Below are 19,936 nucleotides of genomic sequence, written 5' to 3'. Positions count from 1 at the left end.
TCCCGTTCCGCGCTGTGACTGTACTGCTTTAGTCGGTCGCAGAACGACGCAATTAGTCTAATTTTCACATGCGCAATTGATCATGTAGTATGCCGCAGCGCGCACTACATAATCGTACTGCGAGATGTTCCACCGATGTCTGCCCAGGCCGGTCGCATCCCTGTAAAGCCCCGTCAGCAAGGCTTGATCACCCAGCCGCCAGCGATGGCATGTACTGGTTCAGGGGTTTGTGGTTTAAATGTCCGAGGCTTCATTGTCAAAATCGAAGAGCTGAAAAGCGAAATAGCTGAGCAGAGTGAGGCAAGCAATGACTGAACACGTTCAAGTCGGTGGCCTGCAGGTCGCCAAAGTCCTGTTCGACTTCGTGAATAACGAAGCCATTCCCGGAACCGGCCTCACCGCCGACGCATTCTGGGCCGGCGCCGACAAGGTCATTCATGACCTGGCTCCGAAGAACAAAGCCCTACTCGCCAAACGCGACGATTTCCAGGCGCGGATCGACGCCTGGCACCAGGCACGTGCCGGCCAGGCCCACGACGCCGTGGCTTACAAAGCCTTCCTGCAAGACATTGGATACCTGCTGCCAGAAGCGGCGGACTTCCAGGCCACGACCCAAAACGTCGATGACGAAATCGCCCGCATGGCCGGCCCGCAACTGGTGGTGCCGGTGATGAACGCCCGCTTCGCCCTCAACGCCTCGAACGCCCGCTGGGGTTCGCTGTATGACGCGCTGTACGGCACCGATGCCATCAGCGAGGCCGATGGCGCGGAAAAAGGCAAAGGCTACAACAAGGTCCGCGGTGACAAGGTCATCGCCTTCGCCCGTGCCTTCCTCGACGAAGCAGCCCCGCTGGCCGCCGGCTCCCACGTTGACTCCACCGCCTACAAAATCGTCGACGGCAAACTGGTGGTCACCCTCAAGGGCGGCAGCAACAGCGGCCTGCGCGATGATGCCCAACTGATCGGCTTCCAGGGCGATGCCTCGGCACCGACCGCGGTGCTGCTGAAACACAACGGCCTGCACTTCGAAATCCAGATCGACGCCAGCACCCCGGTCGGCCAGACCGATGCCGCCGGCGTCAAAGACATCCTGATGGAAGCGGCGCTGACCACTATCATGGACTGCGAAGACTCGGTCGCCGCCGTCGATGCCGATGACAAAGTGGTGATCTACCGCAACTGGCTTGGCTTGATGAAGGGTGATTTGTCGGAAGAAGTCGCCAAGGGCGGCCAGACCTTCACCCGGACCATGAACCCGGACCGCGTCTACACCGCCGCAGACGGTTCGAGCGTAACCCTGCACGGTCGCTCGCTGCTGTTCGTGCGCAACGTTGGCCACCTGATGACCATCGACGCGATCCTGGACAAGGACGGCAACGAGGTGCCGGAAGGTATCCTCGACGGCCTGGTCACCAGCCTGGCGGCGATACACAGCCTCAACGGCAACACCTCGCGCCGCAACAGCCGCACCGGCTCGGTGTACATCGTCAAGCCGAAGATGCACGGCCCGGAAGAAGCCGCGTTCACCAACGAGCTGTTCGGTCGCGTCGAGGACGTGCTGAACCTGCCGCGCAACACCCTCAAGGTCGGGATCATGGACGAGGAGCGCCGTACCACGGTCAACCTCAAGGCCTGCATCAAGGCAGCCAGCGAGCGCGTGGTGTTCATCAATACCGGTTTCCTCGACCGCACCGGCGATGAAATCCACACCTCCATGGAAGCCGGCCCGATGGTGCGCAAGGCCGACATGAAGGCCGAGAAGTGGATCGGCGCGTATGAAAACTGGAACGTCGACATCGGCTTGAGCACCGGCCTGCAAGGTCGCGCGCAAATCGGCAAGGGCATGTGGGCGATGCCCGACCTGATGGCGGCGATGCTCGAACAGAAAATCGCTCACCCAATGGCCGGCGCCAATACCGCATGGGTGCCGTCGCCGACTGCCGCCGCGTTGCACGCGCTGCATTACCACAAGGTCGACGTGTTCGCCCGCCAGGCCGAACTGGCCAAGCGCGCCCGCGCTTCGGTGGACGACATCCTGACCATCCCACTGGCCGTCAACCCGAGCTGGACGCCGGAGCAGATCAAGAACGAACTGGACAACAACGCCCAGGGCATCCTCGGCTACGTGGTACGTTGGATCGACCAGGGCGTCGGCTGTTCCAAAGTGCCGGACATCAACGATATCGGCCTGATGGAAGACCGGGCGACGCTGCGTATTTCCAGCCAGCACATCGCCAACTGGCTGCGCCACGGCATCGTCACGCAAGATCAGGTGATGGAAAGCCTCAAGCGCATGGCGCCGGTGGTCGACCGCCAGAACGCCAGCGACCCGCTGTACCGCCCGCTGGCGCCGGACTTCGACAGCAACATCGCCTTCCAGGCGGCGGTCGAGTTGGTGGTCGAAGGCACCAAGCAGCCGAATGGCTACACCGAGCCGGTGCTGCACCGTCGTCGTCGCGAGTTCAAGGCCGCCAATGGGTTGTGATTGAGCGGTAGAGAGCGCATCACAAAAAAGCCCTGATCTCTCGATCAGGGCTTTTTCATTTGCAACACCTGACAGCCTTTGTAGCGAGGGAGCTTGCTCCCGCTCGGTTGCGCAGCGACCGCGATACAGCTCAATGGAGATTCCCAGGTCTGGAAAAGGGTCTGCTTCGCAGCCCAGCGGGAGCAAGCTCCCTCGCCACAAAAGCACTTCGGCACGATTGAAGAAGATGGGCTAAAGATCCATCCCCAACTCATGCTTGACCAACCCCAGCAGCTTTTCGGTGTCGATCGGCTTGAGCAGGAAATCCACCACGCTCAGGTGCATGGCTTCGATGGCGTCCTTCACATCGGCGTCGCCCGACACGATGATGATCGGCAACGCGGCCCGCTCCGACTCACGCACCAGGCGCACCAGTTCCAGGCCATCGACGTTGCCCATGCGCAGGTCGGTAATGAGCAGGCCAATGGACGGCTTGGTCTCCAGCATCTTGAGTGCGGTTTCGCCACTGGCGGCGGTCATGCAGCGGATGCCGTCCAATGCCAGGATCTCCGACAGCAGCTCGCGGGCGTCCTTGTCGTCATCGACGATCAATACACGCTGCGGCGGCAGGTCGGGTTCCAGCATGACGGCACTCAGCGCCTCGCGCTCGGCGTCACTCAAAATATCGTGGTCGGACATGATGCTCTCTACGTTCCTTGAATCGATCCCCTGGCACAGTGGTCAGACATCGTTCTGCGGCGCTTCAATGTGCACTTCGTCGGATTTTTTTCCAAGAGCATTCGAGGAAGAATTTTCCGAGGCGAAGCGTAGGATATTTCCGTAGTTCCGGCCTGATGACGGCGACCTAGACTTACGTCCAATGGGCACTCCACGTTCAGAGGCCGACCATGGCGAACAGATCCGACCACAACAATTCGAAAAAGATTGCGCCATGGTTATGAAAAAAGCGGACGCCTTTATCCAGGCAGGGAAAACCGCGGTGTTACAGAACATCCAGGGCACTTTGCAGTTCCTGCAACGCTTCCCCCCGTTCAACCAAATGGAAAACGCCCACCTGGCCTATCTGGTGGAGCAATGCCTGCTGCGTTTCTACGCGCCGGGCGAAACGATCATCAAGCCGGCCGACGGTCCGGTAGAGCACTTCTATATCGTCAAGCAAGGCCGCGTGGTGGGCGAGCGTCCCCATTCAGCGAAGGGCGGCACCGAGACCACTTTTGAAATCACCACGGGCGAATGTTTTCCCCTCGCCGCGCTGTTGGGCGAGCGAGCCACCCGCACCGAGCATCGGGCCGGTGAAGATACGTTCTGCCTGCAGTTGAACAAGCTGGCCTTCATCAAGCTGTTCGCCCTGTCCGGCCCGTTTCGCGATTTCGCCCTGCGAGGGGTCAGCAGCCTGCTCGACCAGGTCAACCAGCAAGTGCAGCAAAAATCCGCGCAGACCCTGGGCACGCAATATTCCCTCAATACGCGCCTGGGCGAGCTGGCGATGCGTCACCCGGTCAGTTGCAGCCCTGAAACGCCGCTGCGCGAAGCCGTGAAGCTGATGCACGACCAACAAGTCGGCAGCATCGTCGTGGTCAATGAACAAAAAGCGCCGATGGGGATTTTTACCCTGCGCGACTTGCGGCAAGTCGTGGCTGACGGCAGCGGGGATTTTTCCGAGTCGATCGCAATGCACATGACCCAGGCGCCGTTTTTCCTGTCACCGGACCACAGCGCCTTCGACGCGGCCATCGCCATGACCGAGCGCCACATCGCCCATGTCTGCCTGGTCAAGGACCAGCGCCTGTGTGGCGTGGTGTCGGAGCGGGATCTGTTTTCCCTGCAACGCGTCGACCTGGTGCACCTGGCCCGGACGATTCGCAACGCCCCCCGGGTGGAAAACCTGGTGACGCTGCGCGGCGAGATCGGCCAACTGGTGGAGCGCATGCTGGCCCACGGCGCGTCCTCAACGCAGATCACCCACATCATCACCTTGCTCAACGACCACACCGTGTGCCGGGTCATCGAGTTGACCCTGGCCGACAAGGGCGACCCGGGCGTACCGTTCAGTTGGCTGTGTTTCGGCAGCGAAGGCCGCCGCGAGCAGACCCTGCACACCGACCAGGACAACGGCATTCTTTTCGAAGCCCGCGATGCCGCCCACGCTGCGCAGGTCCGTGGCCTGCTGCTGCCCATCGCCCAACAGATCAACCAGAGCCTGGCGCTGTGCGGCTTTACCTTGTGCAAAGGCAACATCATGGCCGGCAACCCCGAGCTGTGCCTATCCCGAGCTGAATGGGCACGGCGCTTCGCGGCCTTCATTCGCGAAGCGACGCCCGAGAACCTGCTGGGTTCGAGCATCTATTTCGATCTGCGAGTGGTCTGGGGCGACGAGCAAGGCTGCGAGCAACTGCGCCAGCAGATTCTCGATCAAGTGGCCGACAACCGCTTGTTCCAGCGCATGATGGCCGAGAATGCCCTTCGCCATCGCCCGCCCGTTGGACGCTTCCGGGATTTCGTGCTGAGCAGAAAGAACGGCGAAAAAGCCACCCTCGACCTGAAGGTGCAAGGCCTGACGCCTTTCGTCGACGGCGCTCGATTGCTGGCATTGGCCAACGGCATCGAGGCCAACAACACCCTCGAACGCTTGCGGCAACTGGTCGTCAAGGAAGTCATCGAACCGCTGGACGGCGCGGCTTATGAAGAGGCCTACCACTTCATCCAGCAGACCCGGATGCAGCAACATCAATTGCAGACCCGGGAAAACCTGCCCTATTCCAACCGTGTCGACCCCGACAACCTCAATCATCTGGACCGGCGGATCCTGCGCGAATCCTTGCGCCAGGCCCAACGCCTGCAGAGCAGCCTGACGTTGAGGTATCAACTGTGAGCCTGTTTTCCTGGCTGCGCCCGGTCCAGCCAACGCTTGGCGACGCCTTGCAGCAACGCCTGGCCAACCTGCCCGCCCCCGCCCCATTGGCTGAATGCACCTTGCGGAAACAGCGTTGGGTGGTGGTCGACCTGGAAACCACCGGCCTTAACCTGAACAAAGACCAGGTGTTGTCCATCGGCGCCGTGGTGATCGAAGACGGTGCCATCGACTTCAGCCAGCAATTCGAGCGGACCTTGCAATGCGACAAGCAGAAGCTCGGGCCAAGCGTGCTGATCCACGGCCTGGCGCCGAGTGCCATCGCCGCTGGCAGCGACCCGGCCGAAGCCCTGCTGGCGTTCATGGAATTCGTCGGCGACAGTCCGCTGCTGGCGTTTCATGCGCCATTCGATTCCCACATGCTCGGGCGCGCCACGAAAGATTACCTGGGCTACCGACTCCAGCATCCCTTCCTGGACGTGGCCGACCTGGCGCCGATGCTTTGCCCGCAAGCCAACCTGCGCAAGTCCGGCCTGGACGAATGGATCGACTGGTTCAAGCTGCAAGTCTTCGAACGCCACAATGCCAGCGCCGACGCCTTGGCCACGGCGGAGCTGGCTTTGATCCTGTTCAGTCGCGCTGGTCAACAGGACATCCACAGCCCCCTCGCCCTGCAACAGCGCCTGGGACAATGGAAGCGGCGGCAGCAGGCGCCTTCGCTTTAATCCAAGACCTTGAGCACACCTAGCCCTTGTGGGAGCGAGCTTGCTCGCGATGGCGCAGCATCAGTCCCCCAATGCGACTGCCCCACCGCTATCGCGAGCAAGCTCGCTCCCACAGGGGTATTGCATACCCCGACCAGCGCCAATTGCTTTCCCTCCCCCGCCTCTGCCACAATCGCGAACAATTCTCGTTACTTAAAACGTCGGTGATGTTTCGTGTCGTCAGTCCCTAGTGTCCGGTCTCACAAGTACCGTCCCTTTTTTGACGAGTGGCTGCTGTCGTCAGGCAAGGCGCCGCGACGAGTCATAGCCCGCTATGGCGAGGAGCGGCAACACAGCATGACGGCAGCAGACACCGTCAAAAAGGAACGGTACTTGTGAGACCGGGCACTACTCCTCATAGTGATTTGGTTGGTGCGTTGTACCGTGACCATCGCGGCTGGCTATTGGCATGGCTTCGGCGCAACGTGGCCTGCGCGCAGCGGGCCGAGGACCTGAGCCAGGACACGTTTGTGCGCTTGCTGGGTCGCGAGGAATTGAAGGCGCCCCGGGAACCTCGTGCATTCCTTGTGGCGATCGCCAAGGGGCTGTTGTTCGACTACTTCCGTCGGGCCGCCCTCGAACAGGCCTACCTGACCGAACTGATGCTGATTCCAGAAGACGAGCAACCATCGGTAGAAGAGCAACAACTCATCCTCGAAGACCTCAAGAACATAGATCGCCTGTTGGGCAAGTTGTCCAGCAAGGCCCGCGCAGCCTTCTTCTATAACCGCCTCGACGGCCTCGGCCACGCTGAAATCGCCGAGCGCCTGGGGGTTTCGGTTCCACGGGTACGGCAATACCTGGCCCAAGGCATGCGGCAGTGCTACATCGCGCTTTATGGTGAGCCGACATGACCGCGGCCCACGGAAAACCGGTTTCGGCCCGCGTTCTGGACGCGGCCATTGCCTGGCAGTTGTCCTTGGACTCGAGCAGCCGTCAGGACCGCGAAGCATTCGCCCAATGGCATGCCGCCGATGAGGAACATGCTCGCGCCTGGCAACAACTGGGCATGCTCGACCAGCGCTTCAACGTCGCCAGCGGCCCGGCGCGCGCCGTGTTGCTGCAATCGCGGGTCAGCATCCGCCGACGCCTGCGCAAGGTTGGCAGCGGACTGGCCAGCATCGTCGCGGTCATCGGCTTGGCGCTGTTCGCCGGTGATCGTTACCTGCCACTGGATTATTGGCTGGCCGACCAGCGTACCGCCACGGGTGAACAGCGCACGTTGCGCCTGGCGGACGGCACGTTGATCAACCTCAACACCCACAGTGCGCTGGACGTACGCTTCGACGACAAGCAGCGGCGTATCGTCCTGCAGGAAGGCGAGATCCTGGTGGAAACCGGCCACAACGATCCGCGTCCTTTCATCGTCGAGACGCGCGAAGGCAGCATGCGCGCGCTGGGCACGCGTTTCCTGGTCAGGCTCGAAGACCAGGGCACGCGCCTGAGCGTGCTGAAGTCCGCGGTGGCGGCGCATCCGCAGGCCACCGATGAAGAACAGATCCTGCGTGAAGGCCAGCAAGTGCTGATGCGCCGGGATGGCCTCGGGCCAACCCTGGCGTTGAAGCCCGGCGCCGATGCCTGGACCCGCGGCATGCTGGTGGTGGATAACGCGCGCCTTGAAGACCTGGTCCAGGAGCTGGGGCGTTATCGACGTGGTTATCTCGGCGTCGAGCCCCAGGTAGCCGACTTGCGGATCACCGGCAGCTTCCCGTTGCACGATACCGATCTGGCCCTGACCGCCCTGCTGCCGACCTTGCCGGTGCAGGTCGAGCATCACACGCGGTGGTGGGTGGTGGTGGGGCCACGGGTCGACGCCAAACGCTGAAAGATGTTGCGCCAGTAATGGCCCCTTCGCGAGCAGGCTCGCTCCCACAAGGGTTTGCATTCCCATGTGGGAGCGAGCCTGCTCGCGAAGGAGCCATGGATGCCAGCACAAAGCCACCGATATCAATCTTAATCTAAATTATTTTCATCCAGCCCTATCACTTTCCGAATTTCATCCGGCACACAGGCAATTGAGAAATATTTCCATTCAGGAGCCGCCGTATGTCCCGCCCGCTTGAGACCCTGTTGCGCCCCAGCCTGCTGGCCGTTGCCATTGCCCTTGCCGCCCCGTTGACCAGCGCCACGCTGCTGGCCGCCGAGCAGGCCTCAAGCTTGCGCGCCTACAACCTGCCCGCTGCGCCATTGGCCAGCACCCTGACCCAGATCGCCAGCCAGGCCGGCCTCGCCCTGAGCCTGGATCCGTCCCTGGCTTCCGGCAAGACGTCGGCGCCGGTCCAGGGTCAGTTCGACGCCACTGGCGCGCTGCGCGAAGCCTTGCGGGGCACCGGTCTGCAATTGGAACAAAGCAGCGCCGGCACCTTCAGCCTGGTGGCCGCGCCTGAAGGAGTGCTGATGCTGCCGGAAACCAGCGTGATCGGCGCAGGCGTCAGCGAAACCGCGTGGGGGCCGACCGAGGGCTACGCCGCTACCCGCACCGCCGCCGGCACCAAGACCGATACGCCGATTGTCGAGCTGCCGCGCTCGGTCTCGGTGGTCACGCGCCAGCAGATGGACGACCGCTCCGTCCTCAACCTGAACGACGCCTTGCGCTACACCGCCGGCGTGCAAAGCAGCGGCTACGGTTCGGACTCACGTAACGATTGGCTGCTGGTGCGCGGCTTCGTGCCGACCCAATTCCTCGATGGCCTGCCGCTGCCCAAGGGCAACTACGTCACGCCGAAAATCGAACCCTGGAACCTTGAGCGCATCGCCGTGCTGCGTGGCCCGGCCTCCTCGGTCTACGGGCAGACGCCGCCTGGCGGCATGCTCGACATGGTCAGCCGTCGCCCACAATCTGAAAGCAGCCATGAAGTCGAATTGCAGGCCGGCAGCTACGAGCACAAGCAGATCAACTTCGACAGCACCGGCAAGGTCGATGACGACGGCCAGTTCCTTTATCGACTCAGCGGCACCGTGCGCGACAGCAACGCCCAGGTCGATCACATCCCGGACAAGCGCTACAACATCGCCCCGAGCCTGACCTGGAATATCAATGACGACACGCACCTGACCTTCCTGTCGCAATACACCCGCGACGACACCGGCATCACCGGGCAATTCCTGCCATTGCAAGGCACCAAGCTGTCCTCGCCGGCGGGCAAGATTTCCCATCACAAGAACCTGGGCGATCCGGACTGGGAATTCTACGATCGTACTTATTACGCGTTGGGCTATGCCTTTGAAACCCGCCTGAACGACACCTGGCAGTTCCGCCAGAACCTGCGCTATACCAAGAGTGATCTCGAGTTCCAGGGAATTACAGCGGGGACGTTCCCACCTGATCAGGCAGTGAGTCCCGACGGGACAGTCAAGCGCAGCGCCGGGATCGTCAACGAAGATGTCAGTCAGTTCGCCGTTGATAACAACATTCAAGCCGACTTCCAGACCGGAGCAGTGAGCCACACCTTGCTGCTGGGCCTGGACCACCAGCGCTCCAATGCAAATTCAAAATGGCTCTGGGGCTCCAACGGCGTCCCCGACAGCAACATCCACAACCCGATCTACGGGCAGGACTTTTCCAACGTCCAGTACTTCACCATGTACGACTATAACCAGAAGACCAACCAGACTGGTCTGTATATCCAGGACCAGATCGCCCTGGACAATTGGCGCCTGACCCTCGGCGGTCGTGAAGACTGGATTCACACTAGCACCGAATTCCACAACCAGAACAACGCGACCGACACCCTGCGCGACAAGAAATTCAGCGGCAACGCGGCGCTGAGCTATGTCTTCGATAACGGCGTGACGCCTTATATTTCCTTCGCGCAATCGTTCCAGGCGGCAGCGGGTTCTACCGTCAACAGCACCCAAGCGTTCAAGCCCACCGAAGGCGAACAATACGAAGCGGGTATCAAGTACCAGCCACCCGGCACCAAGACCTTGCTGACCGCCGCGGTGTTCGACTTGACGCAAAAAAACAACTCCGTCACCGAAAACAACATCACCCGCCAAGTGGGCGAGGTTCGCGTCCGCGGCGTCGAATTGGAAGCCTCCGGCGACGTGACCGACAACCTGAAGCTGATCGGTTCCTACACCTATAACGACAGCGAGATCACCAAGGGCACCGCGGCCGAAGAAGGCAAGCGCATGGCCCAGGTACCGCGTCACCAGGCCACCGCGTGGGCCGACTACACCTGGCACAACGGCCCGCTGGACGGTTTTGGTGTCGGTGCCGGCGTGCGTTATGTCGGCGATACCTACGGCAACACCACCAACACCGATTGGGGGCATGTCGGGTCCTACACGGTGTATGACGCTTCGGCCCATTACGACCTCGGTCGTTTGAACAAGACCCTCAAGGGCGTCACGGTCGCGGTGGACGCGAAGAACCTCTTCAACAAGGACTACCTGTCCACTTGTGACGGCTCCTACTGCTACTACGGCGACCAACGCAACGTCGTCGCCAGCGTGAATTACAAATGGTAAACGGTTAGCATTTGCGTAAACCTATTTAGAGGCACCCGCTGGATGCAACACGGTTCATGTAAGGGCACAAAACCGTGGCGAGGGAGCTTGCTCCCGCTGGGCTGCGTAGCAGCCCCAAAAAGCTTGGGACCGCTCCGCGATCCAGCGGGAGCAAGCTCCCTCGCCACAATGAGTACCCGCCAAGCGAACCGCGCTATTACTACAGGTGCCCTTTTGCATTCGGACCGATCATGAAAAGCAAAACCATCCGCCGCTGGTCCTTCGTCCACACCTGGACCAGCCTGATCTGCACGGTGTTCCTGCTGATGCTGGCGATCACCGGCTTGCCGCTGATTTTCCATCACGAAATCGAGCATCTGCTGGGCGACGCCCCGGAACTTCGGGAAATGCCGGCCGGCACGCCGCCGCTGGACCTGCAACAACTGGTGGAAAAAGCCAAGGCCCATCGCCCGGGCGAGGTGGTCCAGTATTTTGGCTGGGACGAGGACGACCCCAACGGCATCATCACCATCATGGCGCCGACGCCGGGCACCGAACCCAACTCATCCCACACGTTCATGCTCGATGCGCGCACCGGCGAAGCCCTCGAAATGCCTTCGGCCAACGGCGGCTTCATGATGGTCATGCTGCGCCTGCACGTAGACATGTTCGCTGGCTTGCCGGGCAAGTTGCTACTGGCGTTCATGGGTTTGCTGTTCGTGATCGCCATCGTCTCCGGCGTGGTGCTGTATTTACCATTCATGCGCCGCTTGAAATTCGCCACGGTGCGCCAGGACAAATCCACGCGCCTGCGCTGGCTCGACCTGCACAACCTGATCGGCGTCGTCACGCTGGTGTGGGCGCTGACCGTTGGCGTTACCGGTGTGATCGCCGCTTGCGCAGACTTGATCATCGCCGCGTGGCGTAATGACAGTCTCAGCGCCATGGTCGAGCCCTATCGCAACGCCCCGCCATTGACCGAACTGGCGCCGGCCACCCGCTTGCTGGACATCGCCAAGGACGTCGCGCCAGGCATGGAGCCGAGCTTCATCGCGTTCCCCGGCACGCTGTTTTCCAGCGAACACCATTACAGCGTGTTCATGAAAGGCAGCACCCACCTGACCTCCCATTTGCTGACGCCGGTCCTGATCGACGCCAGCACCCTGGACGTCACCGCCGTGGCTGAACGGCCCTGGTACATGGACATGATGAGCCTGTCCCTGCCACTGCATTTCGGCGACTACGGCGGCCGGCCGATGCAGATCTTCTGGGCGACCCTGGACATCCTGACCATCATCGTCCTGGGCAGTGGCGTTTATCTGTGGGTCGTTCGGCGCAAGGCCGCCAAGCGCGCAACCGTCGGCGCGGAGGTCGCTCCGTGAGGCCTCGACAGTCGAATTTCTGGAAGGTGTTTGGTATTCCCGTGGTCATTGGCGCATTGAGCGCGGCGGGGCTGTTTTCGGCGTTGTTGGGCGATGGCGCGTGGGATGCCGTGAGTTGGGTTGGATTGGGAGTCCCTACGGTGCTGGGGACTTGGGGCTTGATCAAGCGCGGATAGCCCCAGCCACACTAGGGTTCACCACTCAACCGAGCACTCGCCAGCCGTTCCGTAACTGACTAGTCTAGGCCCAGCCCGTTAATCGAGGATGCCCCACATGTCCACCCCCAGCATGACGCTGTTTCACAACCCTGCTTCGCCCTTCGTCCGCAAGGTCCTGGTGCTGCTGCACGAAACCGGCCAGCAAGACCGCGTGGCGTTGCAACTGAGCCAACTCACGCCGGTCAAGCCGGACCGCGCGTTGATCGACGAAAACCCGTTGAGCAAGATCCCGGCCCTGCGCCTGGCCAATGGAACGGTAATCCATGACAGCCGCGTCATCCTCGATTACCTCGACCACCAGCACGTCGGCAACCCGCTGATCCCTCGGGATGGCGCGGCACGCTGGCGGCGCCTGACCCTGGCCTCAATGGCCGATGGGATCATGGACGCGGCGGTGATGATCCGTTATGAGACCGCGCTGCGCCCTGCGGAAAAACACTGGGACGAATGGCTCGATGCGCAACGGGACAAGATTCGCCGCGCCGTGGGCATGCTCGAAGCCGAGGCGATTGCCGAACTGGCGAGCCATTTCGACATCGCCGCCATCAGCGTCGCCTGTGCCCTGGGTTACCTGGACCTGCGCCACCCGGACCTGGAATGGCGCAAGGCCAATCCGCAGTTGGCGGCGTGGTTTGCCGAGGTGAGCCTGCGGCCTTCAATGGCCGAGACGGTGCCCAGGGTTTAGTTTTGCATTGACTGATCCGGCCTCATCGCGAGCAAGCTCGCTCCCACATTGGGTTGCTTTGTTTTGACCACCGGGATCCCCTGTGGGAGCGAGCTTGCTCGCGATGGCAGCGCACCGGATCCAGAGGAAACAACCCAGCAATCAGCATCACCAACTTTTCTCCCTCTCGCTGATCCTCACGCAGCCCCAACGACCGGCTCATTTCACCTCTCCCAGATCGAAGCTCATCGCCGCCGCAGGTTTCGCGCCCACGCCGTACCAGTCCAGCTTGCGGGTCAGCACCATGAACACGCCCAGCAGACCGAACAGCAACAGCGAGCCCATCAGCAACGCGTAGTCTTCAGCGCTCAACAGGCCGTAGAGCAAGCCATACAGCCCCGCCAACCCCGCGGAAAAGCCCAGGCCGTGGCCCACGCTACGCAGCACATGGCAGACGTAGAATCCGATCAAAACCACGCAGGCACTGGCCGACACCAGGTACGCCAAGGTGAAGCCGATGTGTTCCGACAGCGACAGCAGCAACAGATAGAAGAATGCCAGGGCCACGCCCACCAACGCATATTGGACCGGGTGCACTGCCAGGCTCTTGAGCACTTCGAAGAGAAAGAACCCGGCGAAGGTCAGCGCGATGAACAGCAGCGCATATTTGATCGCTCGATCGCTCTTGAGGTACTGGTCCACCGGATCGACGAAACTCACACCGAACGCACGACTGCGGAACGCTTCACAGCCATCGGTGGGCACGCAGGCTTGAAGCGTCTCCAGGAGGTTGGTGGAGAAAAACGACGTCTGCCAATCGGCATTGAAACCCTGCTCGTTGATCTCGCGATTGACCGGCAAGTAGTTGCCGATGAAGCTGGGGTGCGGCCAGTCGGCGGACAGGTGCACTTTGGTGGTCTTGCCCACCGGAAGAATCTGTAGGTCGCCAGTGCCTTGCAAGCGCAGGTCGAAGCCGAAAGTCAGCTCGGGGCTGCCCTGGGCAGTGATCATCGGCAACGGCACGTGCACACCCTGCCCCAACCAGCTGAGGCGCGAGCCAGGCAGGAAATCAACGGTCTTCTGGTTCAGCGTGAGGGTCAGCGCATTTTCGATACCGCGAATGTCGCTGATGCCAACGCTCAGGTACGGTTCATCGAAGCGGTAGTCGGCGAAATCCTTGGGGGCGACACCATAGTGCTCCGGCACCTTGAAGCGGCCATCGATCCGGTTGTCGGCATGAAACAGACGCGCCTCGTAGATGCCCCGGGCGCGGGTTTCGGTGCGGATCTGACCGTCGAGTTCGAATTGCTCCGGCAAGAAGTACAACTCGCCACTTCGTTGGACGGTTTCCAGGAAACGCACGCCGGTCTTTTCGTTGGTGTTCCACACCTTCACGTCCCTGCGATACGGCACGACGATCATCGGCCCGACCAATTGCTGGCTGTAGCTGGAACTGCGGGCGATGTCCTGCAACACCCCATCGCGCAATTCCTGGCGCTCGTCGATAAGGCCGTTGATCATCAACAGCGGGATCATCAGCAAGAGGATCAAGAGGGCGATCATGCCCAGTTTTATAGCGAGACTGCGGTTCATGTGAGGCTCTCCCTGTTCGAATGGGGGAGAGTCTGGCGCGGCAGTGTGGGGGGTTTATGGGGCGAATGTGGAGATTGTGTGGAGAGTAGAAGTTATCCGACCCAAAGAGAAACCTGTGGCGAGGGAGCTTGCTCCCGCTCGGCTGCGAAGCAGTCGCAAACGGGGCCGCTACGCAGCCCAGCGGGAGCAAGCTCCCTCGCCACAACTGTATTTCATTTCCTAGAACGGGGTTTCAGGGCAACCGCAGCACCACTTCCACCCCGCCCTCGACATTGCCGATACTGAACTCACCACCATGCAACTGCACCACTTCCTCGACGAAATTCAGCCCAAGGCCTGTGCTCTTGCGGCCGGTACCCGGGCGAGGCAAAGAGTAAAAACGCTCGCTCAGGCGTGGCAAGGCATAGTCGGGAATCGGCTCGGCCTGGTTGAACAGGCGCAATTCGACGCGGCTGCCGGTGCTCTCGGCGCTGACCCGCAGCAGTCCGTTGGCAGGCGTGAAATCCAGGGCGTTTTCCAACAGGTTGCCCAAGGCCTGGCGCAACAGGAACGGCTCTCCGGTCAGCGCCAGATCGGCGGCGATGTGCTGTTCGATCCTCAACTGGCGACTTTCGATCCAGCCACCACGCGCTTCCAACACTTCGTCCAGCAACGCCGCCAGCGGCACCGGGACTTCTTCTTCCAGCCCCTGGCGCTGCTCGACCTGGGCCAGGTTGAGCAAGCGTTCGATCAGTTGCTGCATGCGCACGCTTTCACTGTCGATGTTGCTGACGAACCGTTGTCGCTGGGCAGCGGGCATGTCGCTCTGCAGCAGCTCGGCGGCGCCACGGATCGCAGCAAGCGGGCTCTTGAGTTCGTGGGTCAGCGTATGGACGTATCGCTCGACGTACGCCTTGCCTTCGAGTTGCGTGCGCATGTGCTCGACAGCGCCGGCCAGTTGTTCGAATTCCCCCCCCCGATAATGCGGCACCTCAACCCGACGGCCCTGGCTGACCGCCTGGGCATATACCGTCAAGCGGCGCAACGCCGCGCTGAGCCACCACGACAACAGGGCGCCCAGCAACAGGCCCAGCACGACCAACCCGCCGCCGTAGATCAGCAGCCGCCGCTCCGTACGGTCGATATAAGGCTGCAGCGAACTATTGGGCTTGGCGACTGTGACCACGCCGATGATCTGGCCGTTGTCACGGATCGGCGCCCCGACGTGCATCACCGAAGACGCCGGGTCATCCGGATCGCTGCGGGTCGAGCGGGCGCCGTAGTGGCCGCGCAGGGTCAGGTAGACGTCGTTCCAGCGCGAATAATCCTGGCCCACCGCCACGCCGCTAGAGTCCAGCACCACGATCCCCTTGGCATCGGTGACGTAGATACGATGGCTGACCTGGTTTTTCGGCAGGCCCCAGATCGTCGCCGCCGGCTGCCGATCTCCGTAGGATTTGAGCAATTGAGGCCAGCGATTCTGGCCGAGCGTCCCGGCCTTGAAATCGTCCCGCAGGATTTCGGCCATCAAGTTGGCCGTGTCCACCAAGGTCTCTTCGGTGGACTGGCGCACGCCAGGGCGGATTTCTTCCATCACCGTGTTGAGCACGAAATAGCCGGTCAAGCCGATAAACAGCACGTAGACCAGGAAAATACGGATTCCCAGGGACATCAACTGTGCCCCGGGCTGTAGCTGTAGCCAAGGCCCCGGTGGGTCTGGATCGGCTCGGCCTCGGCCCTGACCAGGCGCAACTTGGCGCGCAGGCTCTTGATGTGGCTGTCGATACTGCGCTCGTAGCCGGCGTCGCTGGCCACGCCAAGTGCATCCAGCAGCTGTTCGCGGCTGAACACCCGCTCGGGCTGCTCCAGCAGGCAATGCAACAGGCGAAATTCGTGGCGAGTCAGGTTCAACGGTTTGCCGCGATAGCTGATCTGCACGCGATCATGATCGACCTGGAACAACGCGGCTCCCGTCTCGACGACCGGTCGCGGCGCCACTCGCTTGAGAATCGCGCGGACCCTGGCGGCCACTTCCCGAGGGCTGAAAGGCTTGACCACATAGTCGTCGGCACCGATTTCCAGACCCACGACCCGATCGATCTCGCCATCCCGAGCGGTAAGAAAGATGACCGGAACGTCGCTGAAACGCCTGAGATGCTTACACGTCTCGAATCCACTGATATCCGGCAGGCCCACATCGAGGATGATCAGGTCCGCCGGGGTGTGCTTCTGGTGCTCGAGGGCGGCGGCGCCAAGGCTCAACCAAGTGGTGTCAAAGCCCTCGCCCTGCAGGGCGAACACCAGCGTATCGGCGATGGCGGCTTCGTCTTCGACAATCAGAATATGCGGCATGGCGTCCGAGCCCGACAGGAAAGTTGCCGGAACGGTGCCCCAAGCCTCGGGGCACGTCAATCGGGGAAATCAACAGGCCGGTTTATCCGCGGTAAACCGCCGCGCCGGGTTGACCGCTGCGCCGAACTCGCGAAGGGCCTTGGCGCCGATCAACAATGGGTAATTGAAACTGCTGCGGTCGGTCAGGTTGACCTCGACGGTGCGCTTGACGTTGCCCAGGCACAATTCCAGGTCAACCACAGGACGCTTGGTGGGTGCGATCTTTTCATCGTCGTCCTCGTCCTCTTCGGACCGGGTCTTGATTTTGCTGATCCGGGCGATCTTGTGCTCATAGATCTTGTTGCTCGCGCCTTTGGTCGCCAGGCGGAACCGTACCCAATCATCGCCGTCACGGGTAAACGTCTCGATGTCCTTGGCCGACAGCGAGGCAGTCAGCGCACCGGTATCCATCTTTGCCTTGAGCACTTCGCCGCCCATTTCCGGCAGCGCGATGTATTCATAGCGCCCATACAGCGTGGGTTCGGCGGCCAATGCAGGAAGGGCCACCAGGGAAAGCAGGGCTAGAAGGGATTTCATGCAATAGGGCTTCCTGTGTGGGTGGTTTTTTAGACCGTGGCTGATGAATTCGTTCGGTTGACTTCGGTAGCAATGGCTAGGAGAAACTCCAGCCAAGCACTACCTCTGTGGCGAGGGGATTTATCCCCGCTGGGGTGCGAAGCAGCCCCAGAGCAGTCAGCTCAATCAGTCTGGCATACCGAATATCAGGTTTCGGGGGCGCTTCGCACCCCAACGGGGATAAATCCCCTCGCCACAAGCACACCCAGCATACCGGCCAAAAGGTGAAACATTCGTCCATCGCAATTTGGCCTACCACCCGAAGCTTGCTTATCATGGCCCGCCCACCCGCTTTCAAGAGTCGTCTATGCGCCGCCTGCTCACCGGCTGTCTCGTCACCCTGTTGCTGTTGCTCAACACCCTGGTGCTGTTCGGGCCGCTCATGGTGTTCGCACTGCTCAAGCTGATCCTGCCCGGGCGCTTTCGCGACTACGCCTCGTGGGCGGTGATGTGGATCGCCGAGACCTGGGCTGAAATCGACAAGCTGATCTTCGCCCTGTGCATCCCCACTCGCTGGGACATTCGCGGTGGCGAAGGGCTGCGCGGCGACACCTCGTACCTGGTGATCAGCAATCACCAATCCTGGGTCGACATTCCCGCCCTCGTCCAGACCCTCAACCGGCGCACGCCGTTCTTCAAGTTCTTCCTCAAGAAAGAACTGATCTGGGTGCCCTTTCTCGGGTTGGCCTGGTGGGCGTTGGATTACCCCTTCATGAAGCGCTACACCAAGGCCTTCCTGGCGAAGAACCCGGAACTGGCTGGCCGCGACCTGGAAATCACCAAGGCCGCCTGCGAGTTGTTCAAGCGCCAGCCGGTCACCGTGGTGAACTACCTCGAAGGCACACGCTTCACGGCAGCCAAGAGCCAGGCGCAGCAATCGCCCTTCACCCACCTGCTCAAGCCCAAGGCCGGCGGCGTGGCGTTCGTGCTCGCGGCAATGGGCGAGCAACTGGACGCGGTGCTCGATGTGACGGTGGTGTATCCGCAGGAACGAATCCCCGGCTTCTGGAATTTGATCAGCGGCGCCGTGCCCAGGGTCATCATCGACATCAAGACTCGCGAGCTGGACCCCACGCTATGGCAAGGCGACTACGAAAACGACCCGGTGTTTCGCCAACACGTCCAGGATTGGGTCAACCAGCTCTGGGCCGAGAAAGACCAACGCATCGCCACGTTGCGCAACGAGCCCGAATGATCAGAGACCGGCGCCGTTCCCCCAGATGCCGCCCAGGTTCTGCAACAACGAACTGGCTACGCCTTGTTGACCGAGGTATTGCAGGATAATCGGGGCGAATTGACCAATCATGCCACTGTCCATGCCCAGGGCGCCGAAGGCATTGTTCAGGTCGTTGGTGTCCTTGACATTCCCCAGCAGGCCGTCGAGCAAGGCGTTCTTTTCCGACCCGCCGCCCAGTAAGCCGCCCAAGCCGTTGAGCCCGCCGATAGCACTGTTGCCGGCGATCTGGTCCAGCCCCGGCACGCTTTTGCTTAACTCGGAGAACTGCGGTTCGCTGAGGCGGTTCTTCGCCAACCCCAGCATTGCCCCTGCTCCACCGATGGCCTGCTCGGGGGTTATATCGAGTTCCGAGCCCAGCGAATTGAGCAGTCCGGCCGCTTTCGGCGCAGCGGCCACGGCGCCCTCCTGCTCGTCGCCCTGGATGGCCGTGATCATATTGGCCGCATCACCAAGGCTGAACTGCGCAAAGACCGGGCTGGCCGCCAACGACAGCAGGCAAGACAGTGCAAAACCGCGTGAAACCTTCATCCGGACATACCCTCTTGCCATTAAAAAGCCGCTTCGTAGGAAGCGGCGCGAAAACCGAGCGTTGGACTGGGGCATCGGGGAATTGTTCCATCATTAACTTAATAAGCTTCAACAGCATCTTCAGAAACTTCCTACAGACAATTCGGAAAGTTTTAGCTTTTAACTTAAACAACTCATAACCTGAGCAATTAGCTGTTAAATATTCATACATAATTCAAAATTGACATGACGACCTGTCAACTCTGACAGTAGCCCGCCCCGGAGACAGCCACAATAATGGCTACGGACCGAGCCAGGAGGCGCGCGATGTTAAAAATCTTATGGACCGGCAGCACCGCACTATTATCGTTGACTATGGGCCAGGTTCATGCGAGTGAAATAACCTGTCCTTCCGCCGCGAACATACATCGAAACATCGAAGCGGTAGAAGACATCTATTTTGTCGACGAACAAAATGCGTTCGAGTGGCAGAGCCAATCCGTTGTGGATGCAGTTAACCCACAATCGCTGTCATTCAAGGGTGCTAATTATGCATTGCATGTTGAAAATAATGGCGAGGGACTTCCCACGCTTACGACCGTCACATGCAGATACGGCGAAATAAACTTGATACTTGAATATTCGAGCGTTCAAGAACCGGCCTACTCTGCGTGGCGGGATAACACCTGCAACAACCAGGACGTCAACCAGTGCCAATTGATAACCGCCGATTATTTCCAAGTCAACTTTGATTAGGGTCGATTGGGTTATGGTCCACCTGCTTCAGCTTTCGGCCTGCCCTTCCCGGCGCAGTTCCCGTAAAGTGCGGTTTCTTCT

General features: G+C 60.9%; 17 protein-coding genes. 11 read left to right on the top strand and 6 right to left on the bottom strand.

Features of this window, described 5'->3' with window-relative positions; translation table 11 throughout:
• Positions 1-307: 307 nt before the first annotated feature.
• A complete protein-coding gene (locus tag Q7C33_RS06345) occupies positions 308-2,485 on the top strand; it encodes a malate synthase G (RefSeq protein ID WP_030139270.1) in 2,178 nt (725 codons plus the stop codon).
• A 231-nt stretch (positions 2,486-2,716) separates the two neighbouring features.
• On the opposite strand, the gene Q7C33_RS06340 is transcribed toward Q7C33_RS06345, so the two are convergent.
• A complete protein-coding gene (locus Q7C33_RS06340; RefSeq protein WP_030139271.1) occupies positions 2,717-3,163 on the bottom strand; it encodes a response regulator in 447 nt (148 codons plus the stop codon).
• Between the two features lie 259 nt (positions 3,164-3,422).
• Here Q7C33_RS06340 and Q7C33_RS06335 point away from each other — a divergent pair, with 259 nt between their 5' ends.
• The 8 genes from Q7C33_RS06335 to Q7C33_RS06300 all read left to right on the top strand — a co-directional run bounded on the left by Q7C33_RS06335 (position 3,423) and on the right by Q7C33_RS06300 (position 12,837).
• Positions 3,423-5,357 (top strand): putative nucleotidyltransferase substrate binding domain-containing protein, encoded by a 1,935-nt coding sequence (locus tag Q7C33_RS06335; protein ID WP_309475725.1) that lies wholly within the window; start codon positions 3,423-3,425, stop codon positions 5,355-5,357.
• Positions 5,354-6,061 carry a 3'-5' exonuclease gene (locus Q7C33_RS06330; protein ID WP_198797853.1) on the top strand — a complete coding sequence of 236 codons (708 nt, stop codon included), beginning with the start codon at positions 5,354-5,356 and terminating at the stop codon, positions 6,059-6,061. The genes Q7C33_RS06335 and Q7C33_RS06330 overlap by 4 nt, the downstream gene beginning before the upstream one ends.
• Positions 6,062-6,435: 374 nt before the next feature.
• Positions 6,436-6,954, top strand: a complete 519-nt coding sequence (locus tag Q7C33_RS06325; RefSeq protein WP_080628536.1) for an RNA polymerase sigma factor — start codon at positions 6,436-6,438, stop codon at positions 6,952-6,954.
• Positions 6,951-7,925: a FecR domain-containing protein gene (locus Q7C33_RS06320; RefSeq protein ID WP_407683017.1), complete on the top strand. Its 975-nt coding sequence runs from the start codon at positions 6,951-6,953 to the stop codon at positions 7,923-7,925. The genes Q7C33_RS06325 and Q7C33_RS06320 overlap by 4 nt, the downstream gene beginning before the upstream one ends.
• A 221-nt stretch (positions 7,926-8,146) precedes the next feature.
• Entirely contained in the window at positions 8,147-10,573 is a 2,427-nt protein-coding gene (locus tag Q7C33_RS06315) for a TonB-dependent siderophore receptor (RefSeq protein WP_407683016.1), read from the top strand.
• 230 nt (positions 10,574-10,803) lie between these two features.
• The gene (locus Q7C33_RS06310) at positions 10,804-11,934 is read left to right on the top strand and encodes a PepSY-associated TM helix domain-containing protein (protein ID WP_407683015.1); all 1,131 of its coding nucleotides are present in this window, start codon (positions 10,804-10,806) and stop codon (positions 11,932-11,934) included.
• Positions 11,931-12,110: a hypothetical protein gene (locus Q7C33_RS06305; protein WP_225936074.1), complete on the top strand. Its 180-nt coding sequence runs from the start codon at positions 11,931-11,933 to the stop codon at positions 12,108-12,110. Before Q7C33_RS06310 ends, Q7C33_RS06305 begins: the two co-directional genes overlap by 4 nt.
• A 97-nt stretch (positions 12,111-12,207) precedes the next feature.
• A complete protein-coding gene (locus tag Q7C33_RS06300; RefSeq protein WP_202334994.1) occupies positions 12,208-12,837 on the top strand; it encodes a glutathione S-transferase in 630 nt (209 codons plus the stop codon).
• A 198-nt stretch (positions 12,838-13,035) separates the two neighbouring features.
• Here Q7C33_RS06300 and creD read toward each other — a convergent pair whose 3' ends face one another.
• The 4 genes from creD to rloA2 all read right to left on the bottom strand — a co-directional run bounded on the left by creD (position 13,036) and on the right by rloA2 (position 17,316).
• On the bottom strand, positions 13,036-14,409 hold the full coding sequence (creD, locus tag Q7C33_RS06295) for a cell envelope integrity protein CreD (RefSeq protein ID WP_030139281.1): 1,374 nt from the start codon (positions 14,407-14,409) through the stop codon (positions 13,036-13,038).
• Positions 14,410-14,641: 232 nt separating this feature from the next.
• On the bottom strand, positions 14,642-16,060 hold the full coding sequence (creC, locus tag Q7C33_RS06290) for a two-component system sensor histidine kinase CreC (protein ID WP_407683014.1): 1,419 nt from the start codon (positions 16,058-16,060) through the stop codon (positions 14,642-14,644).
• Positions 16,060-16,740, bottom strand: a complete 681-nt coding sequence (gene creB, locus Q7C33_RS06285; protein ID WP_217860504.1) for a two-component system response regulator CreB — start codon at positions 16,738-16,740, stop codon at positions 16,060-16,062. The genes creC and creB overlap by 1 nt, the downstream gene beginning before the upstream one ends.
• Before the next feature lie 69 nt (positions 16,741-16,809).
• A complete protein-coding gene (gene rloA2, locus Q7C33_RS06280) occupies positions 16,810-17,316 on the bottom strand; it encodes a retropepsin-like aspartic peptidase RloA2 (RefSeq protein ID WP_217860505.1) in 507 nt (168 codons plus the stop codon).
• Positions 17,317-17,662: 346 nt separating this feature from the next.
• Here rloA2 and Q7C33_RS06275 point away from each other — a divergent pair, with 346 nt between their 5' ends.
• Positions 17,663-18,550, top strand: coding sequence for an acyltransferase (locus Q7C33_RS06275; RefSeq protein ID WP_030139285.1), 888 nt, complete (start codon positions 17,663-17,665; stop codon positions 18,548-18,550).
• On the opposite strand, the gene Q7C33_RS06270 is transcribed toward Q7C33_RS06275, so the two are convergent.
• Complete coding sequence (locus Q7C33_RS06270; protein ID WP_030139286.1) at positions 18,551-19,120, bottom strand: DUF2780 domain-containing protein; 570 nt, start codon at positions 19,118-19,120, stop codon at positions 18,551-18,553.
• Between the two features lie 306 nt (positions 19,121-19,426).
• On the opposite strand from Q7C33_RS06270, the gene Q7C33_RS06265 reads away from it, so the two are divergent.
• Positions 19,427-19,855, top strand: a complete 429-nt coding sequence (locus Q7C33_RS06265) for a DUF3757 domain-containing protein (RefSeq protein ID WP_407683013.1) — start codon at positions 19,427-19,429, stop codon at positions 19,853-19,855.
• Positions 19,856-19,936: the final 81 nt, after the last annotated feature.

This window comes from Pseudomonas sp. BP11-1-1 (assembly GCF_052112105.1).
Classification (GTDB): Bacteria; Pseudomonadota; Gammaproteobacteria; order Pseudomonadales; family Pseudomonadaceae; genus Aquipseudomonas; species Aquipseudomonas alvandae.
The sequence above is the reverse complement of the archived record's forward strand: the minus strand, read 5'-3'. Positions and strand labels throughout refer to the sequence as shown.